This window comes from Corynebacterium sp. HMSC072A02 (assembly GCF_001810085.1).
GTDB classification, from domain to species: Bacteria; Actinomycetota; Actinomycetes; order Mycobacteriales; family Mycobacteriaceae; genus Corynebacterium; species Corynebacterium hesseae.
Map to the genome: position 1 here is coordinate 1 of NZ_KV799804.1, position 21,959 is coordinate 21,959.

Here is a 21,959-nt window from a genome sequence, read left to right on the forward strand (position 1 = left end):
GCCGGAAAACAACACGTTTTGTCGTTTAGGCCGTACATCTTCCCCCCTGGATACGCGAAAGCTCGTGTTGTTCACACGAGCTTCGGAAGCGGAGCACCTTGGTGCGTCCGTTGCTTACTGTACCGTGTACCGAAGATTCTGGTCAATAGGTTCAGTTAGTTACTTCTGTTGATATCTAGCGCTGCGAGCGCGGCGGCTCCGAGGAATTAAAGCGCTCGGTGCGCAGCTGATCAATGGCGGGGATGTTCAAGGGCTCGAGTTCGCTAAGCGCGACGCCCATGGCCTTGGCCAGTAGAAGGTCAGCCAGTTGCGGGTTGCGCGCCAAGACGGGACCGTGCATGTAGGTGGCGATGACGCTCCCCTGTACCGCGCCCTCGGCTTCACGCTGGACGGCCTTGTCGGAGAGGTCCAGGATGGCGGCGGTATCTGCGTTACCGGTTCCGCGCGTGAGCGTTCCCAGCGGCTGGGCGGCGGGGCCCAGGATGGTGGCACCCATGTGGTTTTCAAAACCGGTGAGTGGCTCGGTGAGCTCAGCGGTGATGCCGGCCTTGGTCGGCTCGGTGGCTACCTCGCCGATGGCGCGCTCGGCCATGGAGGCGGTGGTGGCGTCGATAAGCCCCACGCCATCCACCACGCGGCCAGATGCACGGAAGGATTCGCCGAGCACCTGCAGGCCCGCGCAAATCGCCAGAATCGGGCGACCTGCGGAGGCAGCGCGGGTAAGGCCACCATCGGTGATGAGGTGCTCCGCCGCGAGAATCTGCGCGGTGTCCTCGCCGCCGCCGAGGGTGTAGACATCAAAGGATTCCGGCACCGGCTCACCCAGCTTGATGGGGACAATCTCCGCCTCGTGGCCGCGCATGCGGGCGCGCTGGCGCAGGACTAGGGCGTTGCCGTCATCGCCGTAGGTGCCCAGGATGTCCGGGAGGATGAGGCCAATCTGCAGGCTAGTCATTCGAGTGCTCCTTTGCTGCTGCGGCGGTGAGTGCCTTCTTCAGATCGCGGAAGGCGGTGTAGTTGGCCAAAACCTCGATGCGGCCTTCCGGACAGGATTGAATAGCGGCGAGTGGGTCTGCAATGAGCTCGTGCGAGATATCCGCATAGACCAAACGCACGGCCAGATCCGTGCCGCGCTCACCGGCTGCCTTGACGGGGATGCCTTCGAAATCCTCGAAGCGCACGTCCCAGAGCCAGGACATATCAATACCGTCGGCCACGTGGCCGTTAGTGGCGATGACCAAGCCATCGGCGTCACGGTCCACCATGGACAGCGCCTCCTGCCAGCCGGCCGGATTCTTAGCCAAGAGCAGGCGGATTTCGCGTTTGCCCAGCGTGATGGTGGAGTAGCGTCCGGCTACGTCGTTGACGCCTTCGGCAGCGGCGATAGCCTTGTGGCGGTCCACGCCGAAGGCCTCCACGGCGGCGGCGACGGCCTGGGCGGCGTTACCGCGGTTGGCCCGTCCCGGCAGAGCAAGCTTGAGCTTGTCGACGCCCCCCGGGCTCACAATGCCCTCCTCCGTCACCGCCCAGGTGGGGGTGGGGCGGCGGAACTCGCGGCCGTCGGCAAGCGGCTTGACCGCGCGCCAGTCCTCACCGTCACGCACGATGTGGCCGCCGGTGCGCGGACAGGTGACGGATTCGCCCATCCAGCCGGCACCCGCGGACACCCAAATGACATTCTTTGCGTCATAGGCCACGGAGGTCATGAGGACGTCATCACAGTTGGCGATGACGAGCATGTCCGGGTGGGCCTCGACGGCGCCGCGCAGGGCGCGCTCAATCTTGTTGATCTCACCGACGCGATCCAGCTGGTCGCGGGAGAGATTCAGCAGCACGAGCGCTGTGGGGTTGAGGTTATCCGCAACGTGGGGGACATGGAGCTCGTCTACTTCTAAGACAAGATGGCTTGCATCTTTGCCAGCTAAGAGCGCGGAGATGATTCCTGCATCCATGTTGTCGCCGCCATCGTTGGTGGCCACGGTGTGCGTAGTGCGCACGGCTGCGGCGAGCATCCGCGTGGTCGTGGACTTGCCGTTGGTTCCGGTGACCAAGACGGCTGGGCGCTGCTTGGCCAGGTTTTGCATGATAGTGGGGTCAATGGCGTTAGCGATGAGCCCGCCGATCATGCCGCCCGCACCGCGGCCCGTGGCGCGCGAGGCGGTGGTGGCCAACGCCGCGGCGGAGGTTGCAACCGCGGTGCGCGCGGAAGAAAACGCGCTTCGGAAGTTAAAATTCATGCTCCCCAGAGTAGTCGGGGGACGCTAGCTATCGGTGTTGTGGGAGCGGTTGTGTCCCGAGTTTTGCTGGTTCTGCTGGTTGCCATTGCTGCGACGGCCGCGTCCGCCGCGGCGGCGACGCCGACGCCCTTTGTTGCCGCCCTTATTCCGGTTGTTCGAGTTGGAGTCCGACTGAGCAGGCTTGTCGCTTCCGGATCCGTCGGCCGGGGAGCCCTGGTGCTTCTTCTGCCCTTGTCCTTGCTTAGGGGAGTGCTGGGCGTTGGAGGACTTGCGACGCGAGCGGCGGCGGTTCTTGTTCGTGGAACGATTGCGGTTGGGCTGCCCACTGCTGTGGCGCTTACCCGAATTGCTCGTTGCGCCGGAGGTGGATTGCTCTTCAGGTTCGGTCGGTTCCTCGATGCGCTCAAGGGCCGCGAGGAAGGCAACATCGGACATCAGCGGGATGTCCTTGCGGTGAGCATGCATGGGCTTGCCCACAAGGTTGGTGGTGATGTTGCAGACCACGAGGGACGTCTCGCGGGAGAGCTTCTCCGAGTAGTTCAGCTCCTCACGGGCCAACGCCGCGATGATGGTGTCGGGGTCCTCGGTGATCTCCGGGGCAACGACGATCTCCATGCCGCGGATGAGTTCCTTGCCGGGCACATAGGGGCCGGGGTTGTGGTGCTGACGGGGAGCTTCGGCAGCGTCGACGCGGACGTGGGAACGCTGTAGCCCAAAGCGATCAGCTCGCAGCTCATCCGGTGCCGCGCTGCTGAGCGGGCCCGCGGCTTGCGCACGGTAGAGGTCCACGAGAAGAAGGGTTGCCTCGCGGGAGGTGTCCTTTTCCGTTCGTTGCGCACGGTCGACGCTGGCGGTGGGGTCGGGCGCGGGAAGACCGGTATCCCGCGCGACGGCCGCTAGGCGGATATCGGTGCCCCACACGCTTTGGCGGCGAGCGGTGGCAAGCGTATCGACGATGGTTACTGGGGTGGGAACGTGTCCCACCTTGAAGCGACGGCGCCGGCCTTTGCCGCGGTTGCGGTTGCGCGCACGGTTTTGGCGGGCGGCGGCAGTCATCGCGCGGCGCGCTTCGGCGACGATGAAACCCCAGGTGTACGGGGCATCGTGGACGATGAGCGTGCGGCCATCGATGAGCCGATCCAGCGGCTTGAGCAACATGGAAAAGGACTGACCCGCCTGGATTTCCTCAGCGCTCAAGCCGTGAAGATGCCGGGGGCCAGGGTCTTCGCCGGGGTTGAGGACGGCGTGGAACTCTTGGCCGGTTTCACCCGCGGTGTTGAGTGTCAGCGCATCCACGGTAAGCAACCGACCTGTGGAGGGGTGAATGCCAGTGGTCTGGATGGTCAGCGCAACAAAGGGGAAGGCAGCGAGGGCTGCTTCGCGGGCCGACGCCCTATCTTCTTTGCTGTTCTGCTTGTTCTCAGCTGGGTGAGGGCGCGGTCCTGGTTTCGGGGCGCTGGATTGTGGCGACGCCGCGGCCGGCGTCTCTGCTGCGCTGAGCTGCGCTGCAGGTTCGGTGGGGCCGGGTGTCGTAGTCATTGTTCACAGTTTAGTACCCAACCGCGAGGAAGCTGGAAAGGGCACACGTGAAGCTGCCGTATCCCCCGAATTGGCAGCGAGGCAGGGCGTGTTGCGGACTAGTCGGTCTCGATGATGATGACCCAGCCGTCGTGGTCTGGCGTGGGCTCGGGGGTCGGTTCGGGCTCACGGCTCGGCTCAGGAGTGCGGTCTGGTGTGGGCTCAGAAGTCTGTTCCGGCTTCGGCGTGGTGCTGGGCTTAGGTGTGGTGCTCGGCTTGGGCGAAGTGCTCGGCTTAGACGAGGTGCTGGGCTTAGTCGTGGTGCTTGGTTGAGACGAGGTGCTGGGCTTGGGCTGCTGAGTCTTTGTCGTGGTTGGCGTAGCAGTCGTGGATGCAGCGGGCTTGGAGGTCGTCGGTGCAGGAGTAGTCGACTCCGCTGGCGTAGTCGTGGGCGGAGTGCTGACAGGTGTGGTGGTGCGGGACGTTGGCGTCGTAGCAGTCGTCTTCGGCGCCGAAGTTGATGAGGTCGGTGTCGTCGAAGAAGTTGGGGTCGCCGAAGGCGAGGACGTCGGCACGCTCCGCGTGGAGCTAGGTGCGCTCGTAGTTGTGGTGGTGGAGGTGGAATCCTCCTGGCAGGGCCGTGACGTGCGCGACGTGGACTCTTCTGTGGCTTCGGTTTCCCGCGGTGCTGGCGGTGTGACTTCAGCGTGGTGCGTGTTGCGCGGGGAAGGGATTGCCTCTCCGGGCGTGACGAGCTCTGCACGTTGCGTGGGCTCGGCCAGCTTAATCGGCTCCGTCGGCTCAGACAGTTCCGTTGGCTCCGCCGGAGTCGAGGAAGTGGTTCGGTCGAGGGCGCGTGGTGCTACCGAGTGCCCCTGGTTATCGGGGCGGTGGGCGCCTGCAGCCGTGTCCTCGGTTGCGTCAGCTTCGCTGGAAAGCGCGGCGTCAGCTTCTGCATTATTGGCCGGGCTGGGGGCAAGGAGCGAAGTGGTGTGCTCCTCTAAAGCCGAGTCAGCAACCTGATTGGGGGCGGAGTGAAGTGCGTGCACAGAGGATACAAAGCTAGCGGTTCCGCCGATGATGACGGCAACGCTTGCCGCGCACACCAGCTTGACACCAGTACTAGCAGCGGCGATCTTTGAGCCAACTGTTGCGGCGGTCCCGAAGGATTTCAAGGAGAGGACTTGTGCGCCCTGTGTGGCAGCGGAACTTGCGGTGTGTGCCGTGCCCGTTGCCTGGAACCCGCCTACCGGAGCGGTTGCTGCATGAGCCCTATCGGTGTTTGTGGCCGTCGCGGCAACCGCGCCAGCGGCGGCAGCGATGACGCCGGCGGTCCCCACGGCGACGTGAGCGTCTGGTGTTCCTTCTTCGGAGTAGACGGTCAGGGCTGGGGATTTATCATCCGGTGTGAAGTAGGCGCGCGCAATGGCAATGAGACCCTCGTGCTTGAAACCCGCGATGGTATCGCTCAGCCACGTGGCCTGATCGCGCGGAACGGTGGCGATGAGCTTGTCATCGAGATGAACCTCGATGGCGCGGTGGAAGAAGCGCCGGCTGTTAGTCAAGCGCACGAGTAGATGCGCAGGGTGCTTCGGCAGGGAACGGGTGTGGGCCGAAAAGTCAGTGATGCGAAGGGCGCGGTCGCCGTCGAGCATGCCCCATCGCTGAGCCGGGGGAACATTGATCGGGACGCACAGGCCTGGCTCCGGGAGGAGAACTTCGAATGCCGGAACGGTTTCTTCCACCGCGTCCTCGCGGAGCGAAATTTCTGCAGTGGCCTGTGGGGTCAAACCCGCGCTAATGATCCAATCCAATTCCGTGTAATCGGCGGATTGGGAAGCGGGGATGACGCCAACGATGTCATCTTCATACCGGACGCGGAAGCCGGAGCTTGAGTGCCCACACAGGGTGACGTTGAGGTGGTTGTTATCCGCCAGGGAGAGCAGTTGCAGGAACATCTCCGGGTTAACGGCATCAACCGTGAGGCGGCGAGGTTCACCAAACCCAGAGTGGGGGACCACGTAGTTAGTGACCGTCATAGTGTTCGCCTTCGCCTGCCGAACTGCAACAAATGCGCGCAGTTGCAAAACTGAGCGCAGTAGGGAATGCCGAAGTTCGGACTGAAATTCTTATTGGGTGCACAAGGTGTTCAATGCCTTTGTGCAATTGTGTCGCGTATTTATTCTATAGCTCTCCGTGCTGGCCTACAACAATGTGTAGCCAGCGCGATGTTACGGTCAGTAGCTTTAGCGAGGGGAGTGCGCGTGCGAGAGACTGCGCAAGGAGGAGGCGCGCGAAACAGCTCGCCTCCTCCTTGTGTCGCCCTGTGTCGCGGCGGAGGATTAGTCCGCGCGATTGACCGCTGAAGTAATGGCGTTGATGGACGCACGGGTGGTGGATCCGGCGATGCCGGCACCCCACACTTGTGCGCCATTGACTTCGGCGGCGATATAACAGGCGGCTTCGGCATCGTCGCCGGCCGTACGGGACTGCTGGGAGTAATCGATGACCTCGAAGTCGATTCCGACGTCTTCCAGCGCGTTGGCGTATGCGGCGATGGGGCCGTTGCCCATGCCGGAGATAATGCGCTTCTCGCCGTTAAAGACGATGGTTGCGGTTACCTTGGCGTCTTCGTCCTCCGTGGTTGAGTTATCAACCTGGAAGGTGACGAGTTCCAGCGGGGAGGTGCGCTCTAAGAACTCGTTGGCAAAGATATCCCACATGTTCTTGGAGTTGACTTCGCCACCTTCGGCGTCAGTCACCGCCTGCACGACGGAGGAGAACTCCGCTTGCATGGCGCGCGGCATATTGATGCCATGATCGGTCTTCATGATGTAGGCCACGCCGCCCTTGCCGGACTGCGAGTTGACGCGGATGACCGCCTGGTAATCGCGGCCGACGTCCTTCGGATCGATGGGCAGGTAGGGAACTTCCCAGGTGGTTTCCTGCAGTTCTTCCCACGACACCTCGGTGTTGTTCGCGCCTGGGCGCACCTCTTGCGCCAGGGCGTCCAGGCCCTTGTTGATGGCATCCTGGTGTGAACCGGAGAAGGCGGTAAATACCAGCTCGCCGCCGTAAGGGTGGCGCTCCGGCACGCGCAGCTGGTTGCAATACTCCACCGTCTCGCGGATCTTAGGCAGATCGGAGAAGTCGATCTGCGGGTCCACGCCCTGGGTCAGCATGTTCAGGCCCAGGGTAATGATGTCCACGTTGCCGGTGCGCTCACCGTTGCCAAACAGGCAGCCTTCGATGCGGTCTGCGCCGGCCATGTAACCCAGCTCGGCGGCGGCGATTCCCTCGCCGCGGTCATTGTGCGGGTGCAGCGACATGATGATGGAATCCCGCTTCGCAAAATTGCGGTGCATCCACTCGATCTGGTCGGCGTAGACGTTGGGGCTGATCATCTCCACCGTGGAGGGCAGGTTGATGATCATGGGGTTCTCCGGGGTGGCCTCCATGATGTCAACAACGGCATCGCAGACCTCGACGGCGAAGTCCAGTTCGGTGCCCGTAAAGGATTCCGGCGAGTATTCCCAGCGCCAGTTGGTATCGGGGTAATCCTTGGCAATGCCCTTGATGAGCTCCGCAGCGTCCGTGGCCAGCTTCTTAATGGCCGGGCGGTCCTTGCGGAAGACTACGCGGCGCTGCAGCTTCGAGGTGGAATTGTAGAAGTGCACGATGACGTTCTTCGCGCCCTGGCAAGCCTCAAAAGTACGGCGGATCAGGTGCTCGCGCGCCTGGACCAGGACTTGGATGGTGACGTCGTCCGGGATTTTATTGCCCTCGATGATTTCGCGAACAAAGTCGAAATCCGTCTGGGAGGCGGAGGGGAAGCCTACCTCAATCTCCTTGTAGCCCATCTTGACCAGCAGGTCGAACATGCGGTGCTTGCGCTCAGGGCTCATCGGGTCGATGAGGGCCTGGTTGCCGTCACGCAGGTCCACGGCGCACCACTGTGGCGCCACGGTGATTTTCTTGTCCGGCCACGTGCGGTCAGACAGCGAGACCGGTTCTACCTCTTCGGCGAAGCTCTGGTAGCGGTTTACTGGCATCGAAGAGCCGCGCTGCTTGTTCCATGCGGGCTGGTTTTCGTTGCGCGGGCCAGCCGGGGTGGTGATTTCGCGGGGAGCGGAGATGAAAGAATCGTTGGGGGACATGGTGGTTGTTCTATTCCTTGTCTGGGGCCTATGGGTCTGGGGTCAAAGGCGTTTTACTGTGCTGCGTTGTTTCGATGCGCAGCTTCGGCGTGAATCGTGGGGGACGGCCAGCTGCGGTGTGTTGGCATCACCACGCTCCGCGGCGGGGCGCTGGCCGTGAAGCTAGAAACCTAAAACCCGCCGCGGCTACTAAGGAGGAGAGTGTGCCGCAAAGTCATGTGAGCCACAATACAACGCTTCTCATTCTATGGCAACTAATTTCACATATTGGGATGCGTGATGTGGGTGGCTAGGATGTTGTGGCGTGCATGAAGAAAACTCCACGAAGACTACTCAGGATCCGGGGGAAGAGCCCACGGCGGATAGCGGGCGCGCGGCAGACGCCTCCCCTGCTGGCACGCAAGGAGCGCTGTCACTGGTGCCGCTTGCCACGTTGGTCGCGGTTGTTGGAACCGCGGTGCGCATTGCCGTTCTGAACGTCATCGCCGCCGTCAATGACCAGGAGCTGTGGGATCGGCTCACGTCGTGGGATTCCAAGTACTACCTGGAAATTGCTCGGGTGGGATATTTTGACGCGGATATCCACACTGATGGCCCTGTCTATGAGACGACAATGGCCTTCTTCCCGGGCTTTCCCATGCTGTTGCGGGTCCTGGGATGGACCGGGATCAGCCTCGAAGTAGCCGCGCTCATCGTTAACACCCTCCTCACCGTGGCCATGGCCGCCGGCATTATGGTCTTGGCGCAGCGCTTGGGGGCGGGGCGCCGTGGGCAATGCGCCGCTGCCATCGTGGTGAGCAGCGCTCCGATGTCCATCGTGTTCTCGATGCCTTATACCGAAGCCCTCTTCGGGGCCCTCCTGGTGTGGGGACTCGTCGCGCTGGATGATCGCGCCTGGTGGCGCGCGGCGGCGTTCGGCTTTGCCTTATCGTTTGTGCGGCTGACCTCCGTGGACTTCCTTGCTGTCTTTGCCTTGTGGGTGCTCATCTATGGGCGGCGCTCGTGGCAGGCCTGGCTCAGCCTCATCGTGGCAGCGCTTCCGCTGCCAGCGTATTTATTGTGGACGCAGCGCTACCTCGCAGAGGCCGGCGGCTACTTTGGCATCCAGACCGAGCACTGGCATTCCACCTTCGACTGGGGTGCTGCCACCGTACGGTTCGTGTGGGAAGTTCTGACGGAGAAGAACGATGTGGGCTACCTGCTTAGCGTTCTGGTGATCCTGGGCGTCCCCGTGCTGCTGGTGGCGGCGTGGGGAAGGCTGAATCCGGTGGCGTGGTGGTTTAGCGCCGCGCTGTGTGCGAATGTGCTGCTTTCCGATGGCCTCATGCACTCGCGCCCGCGTCTCCTCCTGCCCGCGATTATCTTGGCGCTTCCCTGGGCCGTGCGCGCGTCTGAGGTGCTGCGACCCCGCGAGCTCTGGCTCGCATGTAGCGCCTGGGTCCTGTGGTCGGCGTGGTTCTCCGCTTATATGCTGGTGGTCTTTGAGTGGGCCATCTAGCGCGGAAGCTCGTCCTAGCGTGGGCTTTGCTCCGCGCGCTGAGCGCTTCCCGGGTTGACCGGCACGCGGGATAGGACGATTGTGGCAACGATCATGATGATGAGCGAAACCCCCATCACGCACCAACCCGCAACGCTACTGACCTGGAATTTTTCGCCCAAGACCCAGTAGCCCAAACCGAAGGCCACGATGGGCTCCATGATGGTCATCGCAGGCAAAGAGTGCGCAAGCGCGCCAGCGTGGAAGGAATATTGCTGGATCACCGTTCCGGCAGCCGCCAGCCCAATGAGCACGTACAGCTCCCAGCTGGCCAGCAAGGCTGTGATGCCCTCGTGGGAGAGGACGTCCACCACTGCCTTGGCTACGAGCGCCACGTAGCCATACAGGATGCCGCACGCGCTCCCGAGCGCTAGGGCGGACTCCTCCGGCCGGTTATAGGCCGCCACGAACAGAGCGGTGAGGGCAAGCGCGCCGAGGGCGAAGGCGGGCCACCATTGGGACCAGGTGGGCGTCGTCAAGCCTGCGGTGGGGCGCCCATAGACCACCATGATGCTCACCGCGATGGTCAGCGTGAGGCACCAGAACACCTCCCGTGCCGGCATCGGCCGCCGGGAATACCAGGCGGCGAGCGGCAGCGTGAACATGAGGGACAGGATGAGGATTGGCTGCACGATGAGCAGCGTGCCGAAGTGGAGAGCGACGAGCTGTAGCGCGTAGGCAATAACGGCGGCGCTGGTCCCCACCCACCACAAGGGAGTCCGAATAGCGGTGCGCATGACGCTCCTGGAGCTAGCGTCCAACACGATGCGGTGGCGTATGACTGTGCCCCAGGCCACGACTAGCGCGGAGGCCAGTGCAAAAGTAATGGCAACCAGGTTTGAAAGCATCGTTTCTACCCTACCTGGAATTAATATCCAGCACGTGTTTCGATGGGAACCAAAGGGCGGTAGTCTAAAGGAGTTGACTGCCGGTCTATAGGTATTGGGCGGTGAACAGGTAATGGCCCTCACAAACAGGAAAGGTGGGACCGTCAGTGGCCCTAGTCGTACAGAAATACGGGGGATCCTCCCTCGAAAGCGCAGAGCGCATTCGCGCGGTGGCGGAGCGCATTGTGGCGACGAAGAAGCAGGGCAACGACGTCGTTGTTGTGTGCTCCGCCATGGGAGATACCACCGATAACCTGCTTGATCTTGCAGCGCAGGTCAACCCCGTCCCGCCGCAGCGTGAGATGGACATGCTGTTGACCGCCGGCGAGCGCATCTCCAACGCACTCGTTGCCATGGCCGTGGAGTCCCTTGGTGCCAAGGCTCAGTCCTTCACTGGTTCCCAGGCCGGCGTGCTCACCACCGAGCGCCACGGAAACGCCCGCATCGTCGACGTCACCCCGGGCCGTCTAACCGAAGCCTTGGAGAAAGGCCGGATCTGCATCGTTGCGGGTTTCCAGGGCGTGAACAAGGAATCGCGTGATGTGACCACCCTCGGCCGCGGCGGCTCGGACACCACCGCGGTGGCGCTGGCGGCAGCGCTCAAGGCCGATGTGTGTGAGATTTACTCCGATGTCGACGGCGTTTATACCGCCGACCCACGCATCGTCCACAACGCCCAGAAACTCGACCAGCTGTCCTTCGAGGAGATGCTGGAGATGGCAGCTGTGGGCTCCAAGATTCTGGTCCTGCGCAGCGTCGAGTACGCCCGCGCGTTCAACGTTCCCCTTCGAGTCCGCTCATCTTATTCAAACGACCCCGGCACGCTCATCGCCGGTTCAATGGAGGATATCCCCGTGGAAGAAGCAGTACTTACTGGTATCGCAACCGACCGTTCCGAGGCTAAGGTCACCGTCCTGGGCATACCGGACCGCCCAGGTGAGGCGGCCAAGTTGTTCCGCGCCATCGCGGACGCCGAGATCAACATCGACATGGTCCTGCAAAACGTCTCCTCGCTGGACTCCGGTACCACCGACATCACCTTCACCTGCCCGCGCTCGGACGGCCCAAAGGCCATGGAGATCCTGGCCAAGCTCAAGGAAGAGGGGCACTGGACCAACGTGCTTTACGACGACCAGGTGGGCAAGGTCTCCCTCGTCGGTGCCGGCATGAAGTCCCACCCGGGCGTTACCGCAGATTTCACGGAGGCATTGCGTGACGCCGGGGTCAACATGGAGCTCATTTCAACCTCCGAAATCCGAATTTCCGTGCTTACCCGCGAGGCCGATCTGGAGAAGGCCGCCGTGGCCCTGCACGATAAGTTCCAGCTAGGTGGCGAGGAAGAGGCCACCGTTTATGCTGGTACCGGACGCTAAAAATTAAGGAGTAAAGGTCATGACCACTGTTGCAGTTGTAGGCGCTACCGGGCAGGTTGGCCGCGTGATGCGCACCCTCTTGGAGGAGCGCAACTTCCCGGCCGATACGGTCCGCTTCTTTGCCTCCGCACGCTCAGCAGGCCAGGAGCTCACCTTCCGCGAGGACAAGGTCGTCGTCGAAGATTTGGCAGAGCAGACTGTGGAGAGCCTTGCAGGAATCGACATCGCCGTGTTCTCCGCCGGCGGTTCGACGTCCAAGCAGTATGCACCGCTCTTCGCCGAGGCCGGCGCCACCGTGGTGGATAACTCTTCTGCGTGGCGCCGGGATCCGGACGTGCCGCTCATCGTGTCAGAGGTGAACCCGCAGGATAAAGACAACGTCACCAAGGGCATCATCGCCAACCCGAACTGCACAACCATGGCGATCATGCCGGTGACGAAGGCGCTTCACGACGCCGCCGGTCTCACCACCATGCGCGTCGCCTCCTACCAGGCCGTGTCCGGTTCCGGATTGGCCGGCGTGGAAACCTTGGTCAAGCAGGTGGCCTCAATCGGTGACCGCAACGTTGAGCTCGTCCACGACGGCTCTGCGCTTGAGGTCTCCGAGGAGGATTTGGGCCCCTATGTCGCTCCGATTGCGTATAACGCGCTGCCGTTGGCGGGCAACCTCGTGGATGACGGAACCGAAGAGACCGACGAGGAACAGAAGCTGCGCAACGAGTCCCGCAAGATTCTGGGCATCTCAGAGCTGAAGGTGTCCGGCACGTGCGTGCGCATCCCGGTGTTTACTGGCCACACCATGGTCGTACACGCGGAGTTTGAGAAGCCGATTACCCCGGAGCAGGCTCGCGAGGTGCTCTCGGCCGCGCCGGGTGTCAAGGTCGTCGATGTGCCGACGCCCCTGGCGGCAGCCGGCATCGACCTTTCCTTGGTCGGGCGCATCCGCCAGGACCAGACGGTCGAGGACAACAAGGGCCTCGTCTTCGTCGTGTCTGGCGATAACCTGCGCAAGGGCGCAGCGCTCAACGCTATTCAGATTGCGGAGTTGCTGGTCTAGCGTGTGGCGCACGACAGTGCCGCACTGTTCTCCTCAATAAAAGAAGTCCGCCGCCAGAGTGAATTCTGGGGCGGACTTCTTTCTAATTGTGGCTATGTGTAGCGGGACGCGCGGCCCGCTACACATGCGGGAAACGCTAGTCCTTCGGGACCTCGGGCTTGGTGTGCTCCACGAAGGTCACGGAGGGGTCTGGATCCTCGCGGTCGTATTCAATCTCATCGTCGGCTTCGAGTTCCTCGTGGATTTCCTCGGCGACGACTTCGACGAACTCCTCCGTTTCCATGTTGGAGGCAGCGGCCAGCTTACGCAGCTCGCGCTCGTTCTTCTTGGTGAAGTGCTCGCGCGGGTCGAGGCGGCGCTTGACCAAGGTGCGGGCGCGCACGCGGCGGTCAGACTCGGAGGTGATCTTGTCACGCTGGGTAATCCAGCTGATGACCATGACTGCAATCATGAGCAGGCCAATCCAACCCAGAATCGGGTAAACGCTGGAGACCAGCTGCTTGAAGCCAATGAAGGAGAGGATGAAGCCCACGACACAGGCGCCCGCGTAGACGGGGTAGAAGAGCTTCGGCTTCTTGCGGGTTAGGCGCTTGCCCATGGCATAGAACATGCCGATGGCGGTGTTGAAGACCATGCCGTAAATAATGAAGGTCATGAAGTAACCCAGGATCGGGTTCACGTTGTTGATCAACGTGAGCACCGGCAGGTCCTGCTTGTGCACATCCGGCGCCACCATGTAGAGGGAAACCACGAGGAGGGTAAGTAGAAGCAGGTAGAAAAAGCCACCGATGAGGCCGCCGACACCGACGGCGCGGTTATCCAGGATGTTGCCGCCGATGACGATGGACATCGACACCGCGCACATGACATTCAAGCCGGTGTAGTTCAGCGCGGCCAGCCACCAGTTGCTGAGAGGGCTTTCGACGTTGTTGACCGCGAAATCATTGGCGCTAGACCAGTCAACATCCGTCACGATGATGGTGTAACCGGTGGCCAGAACCACGAAGATGATGATGAAGGGCGTAATCGCGCCGATGACGTTGCTGACCTTATCCACGTCGAGGAGGCCTACCAGCAGAACGAGCACGAGCATCACGGCCCCACCCACCCAGATGGGCACGCCGTCAAACTGCTGGCTGATGGTCGAGCCACCACCGGCGAACATGACGAAGCCGATGGAGAACAACGTGGCTAGGGTGCCCCAGTCCAGCACTCGGGAGACGATGGGGCCACTAATCTTGTCGTAGACGGCCGTGTGCTCGTCCGCTTGGAAGTAGGAGCCGAGCTGCAAAATGGCTACACCAGTAATGATCATGAGGGCGGAGGCGAGGAGTACACCCCACAGTCCCATGTTTCCGAAAGCCACGAAGTACTGGAGTGCTTCCTGGCCGGAGGCAAATCCGGCGCCGACGACGACACCAATGAAGGCCATGGAAATGGCCACTGCGCGTTTCCACATAAGGTAAAGAGGTCTCTCAATCTCACACGCGCCGGGGAATGTCATCACAACCCAAGGTGTGGTGCGGGCAATCGGGAAAGCCTCGCGGGCCCGGTTCGACTATCGATTTATCACGTGTGCCTCGAAAAAGATTAGGTGTGGTCGATAGGTATTTTCCAGCTGACACTACGATTTCTCACTGAGCTGGCGCCGGACGGGCCGCCAGGACCTGTCAGTTGCCGCACGTCTGTGCAGGTGCTGTGACTCCCGACGCCCATTTATAACGGCTCGATAACGATTATCCGCGCTGGTCGATGAGGTCCTTGCGGGCGCGGGCGACGCGGGAGCGAATTGTGCCCACACGAACCCCGGCGATTTTCGCGGCCTCCTCATAGGTGTAGCCCAAGACTTGGGTCAGGATGAGGGCTTCGCGGCGGTCTTCTGGGAGGGCGTCGATCAGCGCGCGGGCGTCGATCCACTCGCTCCACGTGCCCGAACTTTCCGGGGTCGCGGCAAGGGCGGCGGCGTCCTCATACTCGGTGGCGGACTTGCGCGGGCGGGCCATGTCGTGGCGGATGTTGTCCACCCACACGCGGCGAGCGAGGGAGAGCAGCCACGTGCGTGCTGAAGAACGGGCGGCAAAGCGGGGGAGCGCGCCGATGACGCGCAAGTAGGTTTCTTGGGTGAGGTCGTCCGCGATGTCTGGGCCGCCGAGGTGGGCGAGCAAGCGCCAGACATCATCTTGGGTGGACTTGATGAACTCCGTGAGGGCTGCGCGGTCGCCGCGGCCCGCCTTGAGGGCGAGATCGGTGACGTGCGCATCGTCGCGCTCGGAGTGTCGTTTCACCTCCCATAATTTACCAGTCGGGGGCGTGGGCCTCGGGAACCGCTGGGGCTCCTCTGTGGGCGTCTACATTTGGGAAAAATTCTGTTGCGTAGGTCATTTTTAATGGGTAGGCTATGAAAGGTCCGAGATTGATAACGAATCACAAATTATCAACAACTGTAGGAGGCATTAACCCCATGACTAACGCTTCAAACGAGTTCGTTGCAGACAAGGTTCTGGATAAGGGCCAGCGCGCCCCGGGCGGCGAGAACACCACCCGCCCTTCCGGTCAGCCCATTGCAACGGAAAACACCAGCATCACCGCTGGTGAAAACGGCCCGGTCGTGCTCAATGACATCCACCTTATTGAGAAGCTCGCACACTTCAACCGCGAGCGCGTGCCGGAGCGCACCCCGCACGCTAAGGGCCACGGTGCCTTCGGCGAGCTGCACGTTACCGAGGACGTATCCGCTTATACCAAGGCCAAGCTCTTCCAGAAGGGCACCGTGACCCCGATGATGGGCCGCTTCTCCACCGTCGCCGGCGAGCAGGGTTCCCCGGATACCTGGCGTGACGTCCACGGCTTCGCGCTGCGTTTCTACACCGAGGACGGCAACTACGACATCGTGGGCAACAACACCCCGGTGTTCTTCCTGCGTGATGGCATTAAGTTCCCGGACTTTATCCACTCCCAGAAGCGTCTGGGAGCCAATGGTTTGCGCGATGCTGACATGCAGTGGGATTTCTGGACCCGTAACCCGGAGACCACCCACCAGGTGACCTACCTCATGGGTGACCGCGGTACCCCGAAGACCACCCGCCACCAGAACGGCTACGGCTCCCACACCTTCCAGTGGGTCAACGAGTCCGGTGACGCCTTCTGGGTGAAGTACCACTTCAAGACCCGCCAGGGCGTGGAGAACTTCACCGACGCCGAGGCGACTGAGATGGCCGGCAAGAACGCTGACTACCACCGCGAAGACCTCTACAACGCCATCGAGGAAGGCAACTTCCCGGTCTGGGACGTCAAGGTCCAGATCATGCCGGTGGCAGAGGCCGAGGAATACCGCTTCAACCCGTTCGACCTCACCAAGACCTGGTCCAAGAAGGACTACCCGCTGGTGGATGTCGGATACTTCGTGCTCAACCGCAACCCGCGCAACTTCTTCGCGCAGATTGAGCAGGTTGCCCTGGATCCGTCCAACATCGTCCCGGGTATTGGCCTGTCCCCGGACAAGATGCTGCAGGCACGCGTCTTCGCGTACGCCGACCAGCAGCGTTACCGCATCGGACCGAACTACAAGCAGCTGCCGGTGAACCAGCCGCTCAACCAGGTCAACACCTACGAGCACGAGGGCTCGATGCAGTACCTGTTCAACGCCCCGGAGGATCCGGTCTACTCGCCGAACCGCCACGCCAAGGGCGGCGGCTACATGGACGGCGATGAGAACCTGCGCTTCAAGGAGCAAGAGACCACCACCGCTCCGGACCTCTACGTGAACCCGGATCCGGCCGGCATCGACTTGGTTCGTGCGCCCTACGTCCGCCACGCCGAGGACAATGACACCGTTCAGGCCACCGACCTGTACGAGAACGTCTACGACGACGGCGCCAAGGAGCGCCTCGCAGACAACATCACCAACGCTATGGCTGGCGTGTCCCCGGAGACCGAGGAACGCGTCTACGCCTACTGGGATGCTGTCTCCCCGCAGCTGGGCAAGCGCGTACGCGAGCTCTTCGCGGAGAAGAAGTAATTAACGCATACGCGTTAATTACGTAACCTCAGTAGCCCCGCTAGTGACCGAAGAACGCGGTACTGGCGGGGCTTTTCCGCGCGCCTGACCGCTTTTTCCCAGCGTGAACGATAGTTTCTTTTACATGACCTCACGCCTAGCCAGTCCTGCTGACGCCAACCGGAAGGTTGGCACCCGCGCTCTGATTCTCACCCTCGTGCTCATCGTGCCGCTCATTGTCGGTGCGGTCGTCGCCGCCGTGTCCGAGTGGCAGCCAGCCGAAACCTGGTCGCAGGAACAGGCCGGGGCTCCCAGCGATGGCACCATCGATCCGGCTGAGCTTTACGACGTCTCCCGTGCCCTCTCGGAAGCCAATGCCCAAGCCGGCTTTTTGGCCAACGGCACGAAGCAGCTCGCAGACGGCACAGGGGAGCTCCAGGATGGCGCTGATGAGCTCGGCGGTGGAGTAGACCAGCTGGCCGGCGGCTCGCAGGAGCTTTATGACGGGCTCGTGCAGCTGCAGTCCGGCACCGCCCAGCTGGGCAACGGCGCCACCGAGCTGGCCGACGGGGTCGGCGGAGCCGTGGATCAAGTCGTGGGCCTCGGCGTGGTTCGCGGACAGCTCTTGCAGGCAATCGACGGCACCTTAAAGGACCTAGAAGGAAACAACTCGGCGGAGGCGAAGAACATCCGCTCGCAGCTTGGTGATCTGCGCGGCCAGGTGGAGAACTTCCAATTCGACCAATCCGTTCAGGATCAATTGACGCAACTCAAGGATGGTTCGCGCGAGCTTTCCAATCAGCTGGCCGTCAGTGGTTATGCCTATCACGATGGCGTCTACCAAGCCACCGAGGGGGCGAAGCAGCTCAACGCCGGTATTGGTGAGCTCAACGCGAAGGTCGATGAGGCCTTGAAGGGCGTAGACAAGCTTGTGGAAGGAGCGGAGAAGGTCGATGGCATGGCCAAGCAGAACCGGACCAAGGTGCAGGGCGCACAGCGTGCGATGCCGACCGTCGCCGGGCCCGCCGAGGGCGGCAGCGCACCCGCCCAGCTTCTGAGCCCCATCGTCGCTATGTTGCTAGCAGCCATCGCTGCTCTTGGCGGCGGTGTTATCGGCGCACTGTTGACCCGCGTGGAGCGCCGAATCCTCACGCTCCTCGGCGGGGCGGTGCTGATTGGCGTCGTTGTGGGCTTGCTCGTGGCCCTCCTGGCTACTGGCGTGACCGCAGCCGCGGTGGCCTGGGCGGGGCTCGCGGCGGCGGGGGCCGGGGTGGCGTCGGCAAGCATTGTGTTCGCGCTTGCGCGCGGCCTTGGCGCTGGCGGCTGGGTCCTGGGCAGCGTGCTCGCCGTGGCGCAGGTTGGCATTGTGGGCTGGGCGTGGAAGGCGGCGTCGACCGGCACCGATCTCAACGCCGCGATGAGCGCGCTCGTGCATCTCTTCCCCATGCAGTGGGCCACCTCCGCCATCACCGTGGCAGGTAATGGTGGGCAGTCCCCACAGTTGTGGACTGCTCTGGCCATTTTGGGGGTAATTACGATTGCGGCCTTCGTGCTCGTGGGGGCACCTGCAGGGCGGGCAGAAAAAGAAAAAGCCTAGCTCACGGCCCTGCGTCCGGCACATCGCAGAAGTGCCACGATATGTTACTCGGTTTTCCAGATTTTGCTACCGCTGTGAATGAAAAGAGTGCTAGAGTAAAAGTCGCTCACAAAGCCTACTTAGGGGGTAGGCAAACGGTTTCTCCAATCCGTTGTGAGTGATAGGGAATAGGGGCGACGCGGCTGCTGTAGGGGCACCGCGTCGTTTCCAATTGTGGGGGTAAAGTTGGCGGCACCGACTGCTGAAGAATTGGAGTATCACCGTGACTGACTCTCGCGATATCAAACCTTTCGCCGCCAGCCGCGGCCCCAAAATAACATCGGTCGACGCCATCGTCGGTGCGGCCATGGTGGGCGGTCTGTTGCTCGGGGGAATCGGCGCGGGCGCGAGCTTGGCGGCCTTCGATGCGCCTGAACGCTCCGACTACGTCATGCAGCCCGCACAGCGTGAGGTGCAGGCTGACATCATGGACCCGGATGATGTGCTCACTCCGGAGGAGGAAGAGCGCATGCTTAGCGATGTCTCCCGGATCGCCGCCCCCGACGTGGTCCAGGGGCTGCACTACATGGTCTTTGCCAAGAACAAAGAAAACGTTAACGACTCCGTGGAGGAGTACCTGCGCGATAATCACCCGGAGCTCATCGGAAAGGATAAGTTCGCCGATGGTCAGGTCTTCGTCGGCGTGGGACTCGACCCGCGCCGGGCCTTCGTCTTTGCGGGTGAGGATGTGGCCGGGCAGATGAAGCTGCGCAAAGATGACAGCCATTTGGAGCAGTCCATCGAAGCCATTAAGCCGGGCGTGCGGGATGGTAACATTCCTGCTGGCCTTTTTGCTGGCGCGGCGGCAGCGATCGATGTGGACCGTGCTGCGGATGCTCAGTATGAGAGCGCGAAAGATGGGCGCATTGGGGCGGCCATTGGCCTCGGGGCGGCGGGCCTGGGCGTCGGTGGCGCGGGCGCGGGCATCGTCGGCGGTACTCGTCGTAGCCGGCAGAAGAAGGCGCAGCAGGCGCGCGAGGACTGGGACTACGTATCGCAGACCTATACCGGTGTGGCGCAGCGTCTGGGGGAGATCGATATCCGGGCGCACTCGCTGCAATCGGGTCTGGTGGATGAGCGTTTGCGTGAGGACTGGGAGGACCTGCGTGATGATTTCCTTGCCATCGATGCCCAGGTGGGATCCCTGATGTCGATTCCGGCCGATGCGCCGGATGACCAGTTCCGCTCGCATGCCGAGCCCATCGCCCACGCGCGCGAGCTGTGTGAGCGCGTGGAAACCGCCGAAGTCAACATTGAAAAGCTGCGCCGCATCGAAGACGCTGATGCCGATGCCCGCCGCTTCGAGCTCTATGAGTTGGGTAAAGACCTAGCTCAGGCAGGCTACTTGGCCGCGGATATCGACTCGGCGCTTGAGCGTCACGCCAAGGAGCTGGAAGGTGCCGCCGTTGCACTCTCCAATGAGCCCAATCACCCGCAGTTCATGGAACGCTACTTGGAGCTCTTGGACCGCACCGCGCTACTCTCTGAGCACCTGCAGGCGCAGCTGCAGAAGCGCAACGAGGCCGACGAGCGCCCAGAGCGCACGCGCATCTATGACTCCAACTTCTTCGCCGGTTCCGGCTACCACGGCTACGTGCCCTTCTACGTTGTGAGCACCTGGGACAGCGATGCCACCACCGCGCGCGATAGCTCCTCCAGCAGCGGCGGCGTCAACAGTGGGTTTAGCTCGGGCTTTTCCGGGTCGGGTGGATCTTCGAGCTTCTAGGGCTGGTTAAAAGCCCTTAACCGTGAAACGCAAAAGAACTCGAAGCTGCCTACTGCTTGGTTCCCGTTGGCAAAACCTCTCACAGGGAATTGGCTTCCTGCAGGAGATTTGTGGCAACCATGCATTTACCTGAGTGTGGCTTTCCTGACCCGTTCTAGTTTTTCCCGGTTTTCCTGACTCACATTTAGGAAGTCGATAACTGGCCTCTCGGCATAGATAATCTCTGAATGGTGGAGATCTGAGATGGATCGCCCGCATAGGTGGAGTTTCGATTCATAGGTGAAAGCTCCTCGCGCAGCCGATAACTGACTCGCAAAGGGGATCCATGAATAGCGAGAATCTTCTACTAGTTGATATTCGACAGCTCGTTTTACTAAAGCGCATACCCAATCAGCAAACTGGATATTAGAAGAGAGTTTACTGTCGATGTGCATAGGCGGTTCAATCAATCGCCGCATTTCCTTATGCTCGGTAGCTCGACCCAGAATATGGGCGTACATCACAGGTAAGCGCTGGATTCGGGATTTTTCATTGATTTGATCCATTAGCACGAGCATCGATTGGTCTAACGAATGTGCATGATTCGCCAGCCTATTTAAGGATTCCCTCATTGAGGTTTCTTCTCGCTGGCGAAATTCATTTGGACCACAGTTAGTCTCTTTGGGAGTGCCTATTGGCTTTTCTTCAGCATAGTAGAAAAGGTTTCCATTCAATTGCCTAAGTTTGGAAATCAGACTTCCAAGCAGTCTTAAATTTTGGGGACGTTCATCGTATGCCTTGGCGAACAGTAAATCTGCGCCTTTTCTTTCCCATCGACCAGGATCGACGTTGTCTGGAATATCATTTTGGAAGAATTGCTTCTTTCGTTCCGCGAAGAAGGCGCCAAATTGCCGAGCATTATCTTCGGGAATTACAAAGCCGCCATAACCAAAAGCGGGGCTATCAGAGAACTTCTTGTGTGAAGGATGGACAAAGGCCCCAGGGGAACCAATTTCGTCAAGGTATGCGAGCAGCAAATTGAACTCCGTGACTCCGGAAAATGGCACGAGAGCCGATGCTAAGCATCGGCTCTCGGAGTTGTTGCCCGGGGTATTCTTGCCTCGCGGCTCAACGCCTGGCGTACTTCTGTGAGTATATATGTGTATTTACGCGTCGGCAATTGGTGGCTTTCTACTGATGCGGTACCTTCAATCGCGGAAGAGGGGGATGTGCCCTCGGCATTTGCCCTGAGGAGGTCTAGGCTGACCTAACTGTGACCCGGTGCTCCAACTGCTGCACTGTTCGTCTTGGTCCTGGTGCGGTGCGCTCTCAGTACGAAGAACAAACATGGTCATGTTTGCCGAGCTAGCCGAACTTACCAATCTCATTGGCTTCGGTCACGATGTTGGTCAGGAAAGAAAACTCGGACGCGGTATGTCCCGGTCGATGGGGTGCAGCGCGTCACGTTGTTTACGCTTCTCCTTAACCCCTCTTTTAGAGGTGAAAACGAAAAAGAACCCGCAGTTTCCTGCGGGTTGAGTCTTTTGCGAAACTACCCCCTCACCTGCAACGACCCGAACCACAGCGGTGGTTTCCGTCGGTTTCCGTGGCCGGTTCCGTCGGCAGGTGGGCCGGGGCGGTGTCGGAGGTGGGGGCACACCACGTGGTTCGTCCCCAGTCCTAGCCCCTATCCGCGAGAGGGACAGGATAACGCCACGACCGGAGACACACCCCGCCGCCAAAGTCACAAGCAAGTTTATGTTGCTGGAGGCCTACGCGACGTGCTTAGCGCATACGCTGTGACAGCCCATAGCGCGGAGCCAAAACCACCGCGCCCCTTGTTTAAGGAAGAGCC

14 protein-coding genes and 1 pseudogene are annotated in these 21,959 nt (G+C 61.4%); 6 read left to right on the forward strand and 9 right to left on the reverse strand.

Annotated elements, in window-relative coordinates; genetic code table 11:
* Positions 1-175: 175 nt before the first annotated feature.
* The 5 genes and pseudogenes from HMPREF2698_RS00140 to leuA form a co-directional block, all read right to left on the reverse strand.
* The gene (locus HMPREF2698_RS00140) at positions 176-955 is read right to left on the reverse strand and encodes a type 1 glutamine amidotransferase (protein WP_070561329.1); all 780 of its coding nucleotides are present in this window, start codon (positions 953-955) and stop codon (positions 176-178) included.
* On the reverse strand, positions 948-2,237 hold the full coding sequence (locus HMPREF2698_RS00145; RefSeq protein ID WP_070561332.1) for a Mur ligase family protein: 1,290 nt from the start codon (positions 2,235-2,237) through the stop codon (positions 948-950). Before HMPREF2698_RS00145 ends, HMPREF2698_RS00140 begins: the two co-directional genes overlap by 8 nt.
* A 372-nt stretch (positions 2,238-2,609) precedes the next feature.
* Positions 2,610-3,776 (reverse strand): annotated as a pseudogene (locus tag HMPREF2698_RS00150) (DNA polymerase III subunit epsilon); the annotation flags it as partial.
* Positions 3,777-3,874: 98 nt separating this feature from the next.
* A complete protein-coding gene (locus tag HMPREF2698_RS00155; RefSeq protein ID WP_070561336.1) occupies positions 3,875-5,794 on the reverse strand; it encodes a hypothetical protein in 1,920 nt (639 codons plus the stop codon).
* Positions 5,795-6,097: 303 nt separating this feature from the next.
* On the reverse strand, positions 6,098-7,912 hold the full coding sequence (gene leuA / locus HMPREF2698_RS00160; RefSeq protein ID WP_070561338.1) for a 2-isopropylmalate synthase: 1,815 nt from the start codon (positions 7,910-7,912) through the stop codon (positions 6,098-6,100).
* A gap of 304 nt (positions 7,913-8,216) precedes the next feature.
* Between leuA and HMPREF2698_RS00165 the strand changes: the two genes are divergently transcribed.
* Positions 8,217-9,410: a mannosyltransferase family protein gene (locus HMPREF2698_RS00165; RefSeq protein ID WP_070561340.1), complete on the forward strand. Its 1,194-nt coding sequence runs from the start codon at positions 8,217-8,219 to the stop codon at positions 9,408-9,410.
* Between the two features lie 14 nt (positions 9,411-9,424).
* On the opposite strand, the gene HMPREF2698_RS00170 is transcribed toward HMPREF2698_RS00165, so the two are convergent.
* Complete coding sequence (locus tag HMPREF2698_RS00170) at positions 9,425-10,297, reverse strand: DMT family transporter (RefSeq protein ID WP_070561342.1); 873 nt, start codon at positions 10,295-10,297, stop codon at positions 9,425-9,427.
* A gap of 146 nt (positions 10,298-10,443) precedes the next feature.
* Between HMPREF2698_RS00170 and HMPREF2698_RS00175 the strand changes: the two genes are divergently transcribed.
* Together HMPREF2698_RS00175 and HMPREF2698_RS00180 are read left to right on the forward strand one after the other, a co-directional pair.
* Positions 10,444-11,709 carry an aspartate kinase gene (locus HMPREF2698_RS00175; protein ID WP_070561344.1) on the forward strand — a complete coding sequence of 422 codons (1,266 nt, stop codon included), beginning with the start codon at positions 10,444-10,446 and terminating at the stop codon, positions 11,707-11,709.
* Between the two features lie 19 nt (positions 11,710-11,728).
* Complete coding sequence (locus HMPREF2698_RS00180) at positions 11,729-12,766, forward strand: aspartate-semialdehyde dehydrogenase (protein WP_070524049.1); 1,038 nt, start codon at positions 11,729-11,731, stop codon at positions 12,764-12,766.
* Between the two features lie 136 nt (positions 12,767-12,902).
* Here the strand turns inward: HMPREF2698_RS00180 and HMPREF2698_RS00185 are convergent, their stop codons facing one another.
* Positions 12,903-14,225, reverse strand: a complete 1,323-nt coding sequence (locus HMPREF2698_RS00185; protein WP_070561347.1) for a YkvI family membrane protein — start codon at positions 14,223-14,225, stop codon at positions 12,903-12,905.
* A 277-nt stretch (positions 14,226-14,502) separates the two neighbouring features.
* A complete protein-coding gene (locus HMPREF2698_RS00190) occupies positions 14,503-15,051 on the reverse strand; it encodes an RNA polymerase sigma factor (RefSeq protein WP_070561348.1) in 549 nt (182 codons plus the stop codon).
* Between the two features lie 176 nt (positions 15,052-15,227).
* Between HMPREF2698_RS00190 and HMPREF2698_RS00195 the strand changes: the two genes are divergently transcribed.
* The 3 genes from HMPREF2698_RS00195 (at position 15,228) to HMPREF2698_RS00205 (ending at position 20,125) form a co-directional block, all read left to right on the forward strand.
* Positions 15,228-16,784, forward strand: a complete 1,557-nt coding sequence (locus HMPREF2698_RS00195) for a catalase (RefSeq protein WP_070533789.1) — start codon at positions 15,228-15,230, stop codon at positions 16,782-16,784.
* Positions 16,785-16,908: 124 nt separating this feature from the next.
* Positions 16,909-18,360 (forward strand): hypothetical protein, encoded by a 1,452-nt coding sequence (locus HMPREF2698_RS00200; RefSeq protein WP_070561350.1) that lies wholly within the window; start codon positions 16,909-16,911, stop codon positions 18,358-18,360.
* Positions 18,361-18,622: 262 nt separating this feature from the next.
* The gene (locus HMPREF2698_RS00205; RefSeq protein WP_070561352.1) at positions 18,623-20,125 is read left to right on the forward strand and encodes a hypothetical protein; all 1,503 of its coding nucleotides are present in this window, start codon (positions 18,623-18,625) and stop codon (positions 20,123-20,125) included.
* Between the two features lie 125 nt (positions 20,126-20,250).
* Here the strand turns inward: HMPREF2698_RS00205 and HMPREF2698_RS00210 are convergent, their stop codons facing one another.
* Positions 20,251-21,141, reverse strand: a complete 891-nt coding sequence (locus HMPREF2698_RS00210) for a DUF3800 domain-containing protein (RefSeq protein ID WP_070524119.1) — start codon at positions 21,139-21,141, stop codon at positions 20,251-20,253.
* Positions 21,142-21,959 lie beyond the last annotated feature (818 nt).

Bases quoted from the DNA above. Each gene is read 5' to 3' on its own strand.
- HMPREF2698_RS00140 (WP_070561329.1), bottom strand. From the start codon at position 955: ATGACTAGCCTGCAGATTGGCCTCATCCTCCCGGACATCCTGGGCACC.
- HMPREF2698_RS00145 (WP_070561332.1), bottom strand. From the start codon at position 2,237: ATGAATTTTAACTTCCGAAGCGCGTTTTCTTCCGCGCGCACCGCGGTT.
- HMPREF2698_RS00155 (WP_070561336.1), bottom strand. From the start codon at position 5,794: ATGACGGTCACTAACTACGTGGTCCCCCACTCTGGGTTTGGTGAACCT.
- leuA (WP_070561338.1), bottom strand. From the start codon at position 7,912: ATGTCCCCCAACGATTCTTTCATCTCCGCTCCCCGCGAAATCACCACC.
- HMPREF2698_RS00170 (WP_070561342.1), bottom strand. From the start codon at position 10,297: ATGCTTTCAAACCTGGTTGCCATTACTTTTGCACTGGCCTCCGCGCTA.
- HMPREF2698_RS00180 (WP_070524049.1), top strand. From the start codon at position 11,729: ATGACCACTGTTGCAGTTGTAGGCGCTACCGGGCAGGTTGGCCGCGTG.
- HMPREF2698_RS00185 (WP_070561347.1), bottom strand. From the start codon at position 14,225: ATGTGGAAACGCGCAGTGGCCATTTCCATGGCCTTCATTGGTGTCGTC.
- HMPREF2698_RS00195 (WP_070533789.1), top strand. From the start codon at position 15,228: ATGACTAACGCTTCAAACGAGTTCGTTGCAGACAAGGTTCTGGATAAG.
- HMPREF2698_RS00200 (WP_070561350.1), top strand. From the start codon at position 16,909: ATGACCTCACGCCTAGCCAGTCCTGCTGACGCCAACCGGAAGGTTGGC.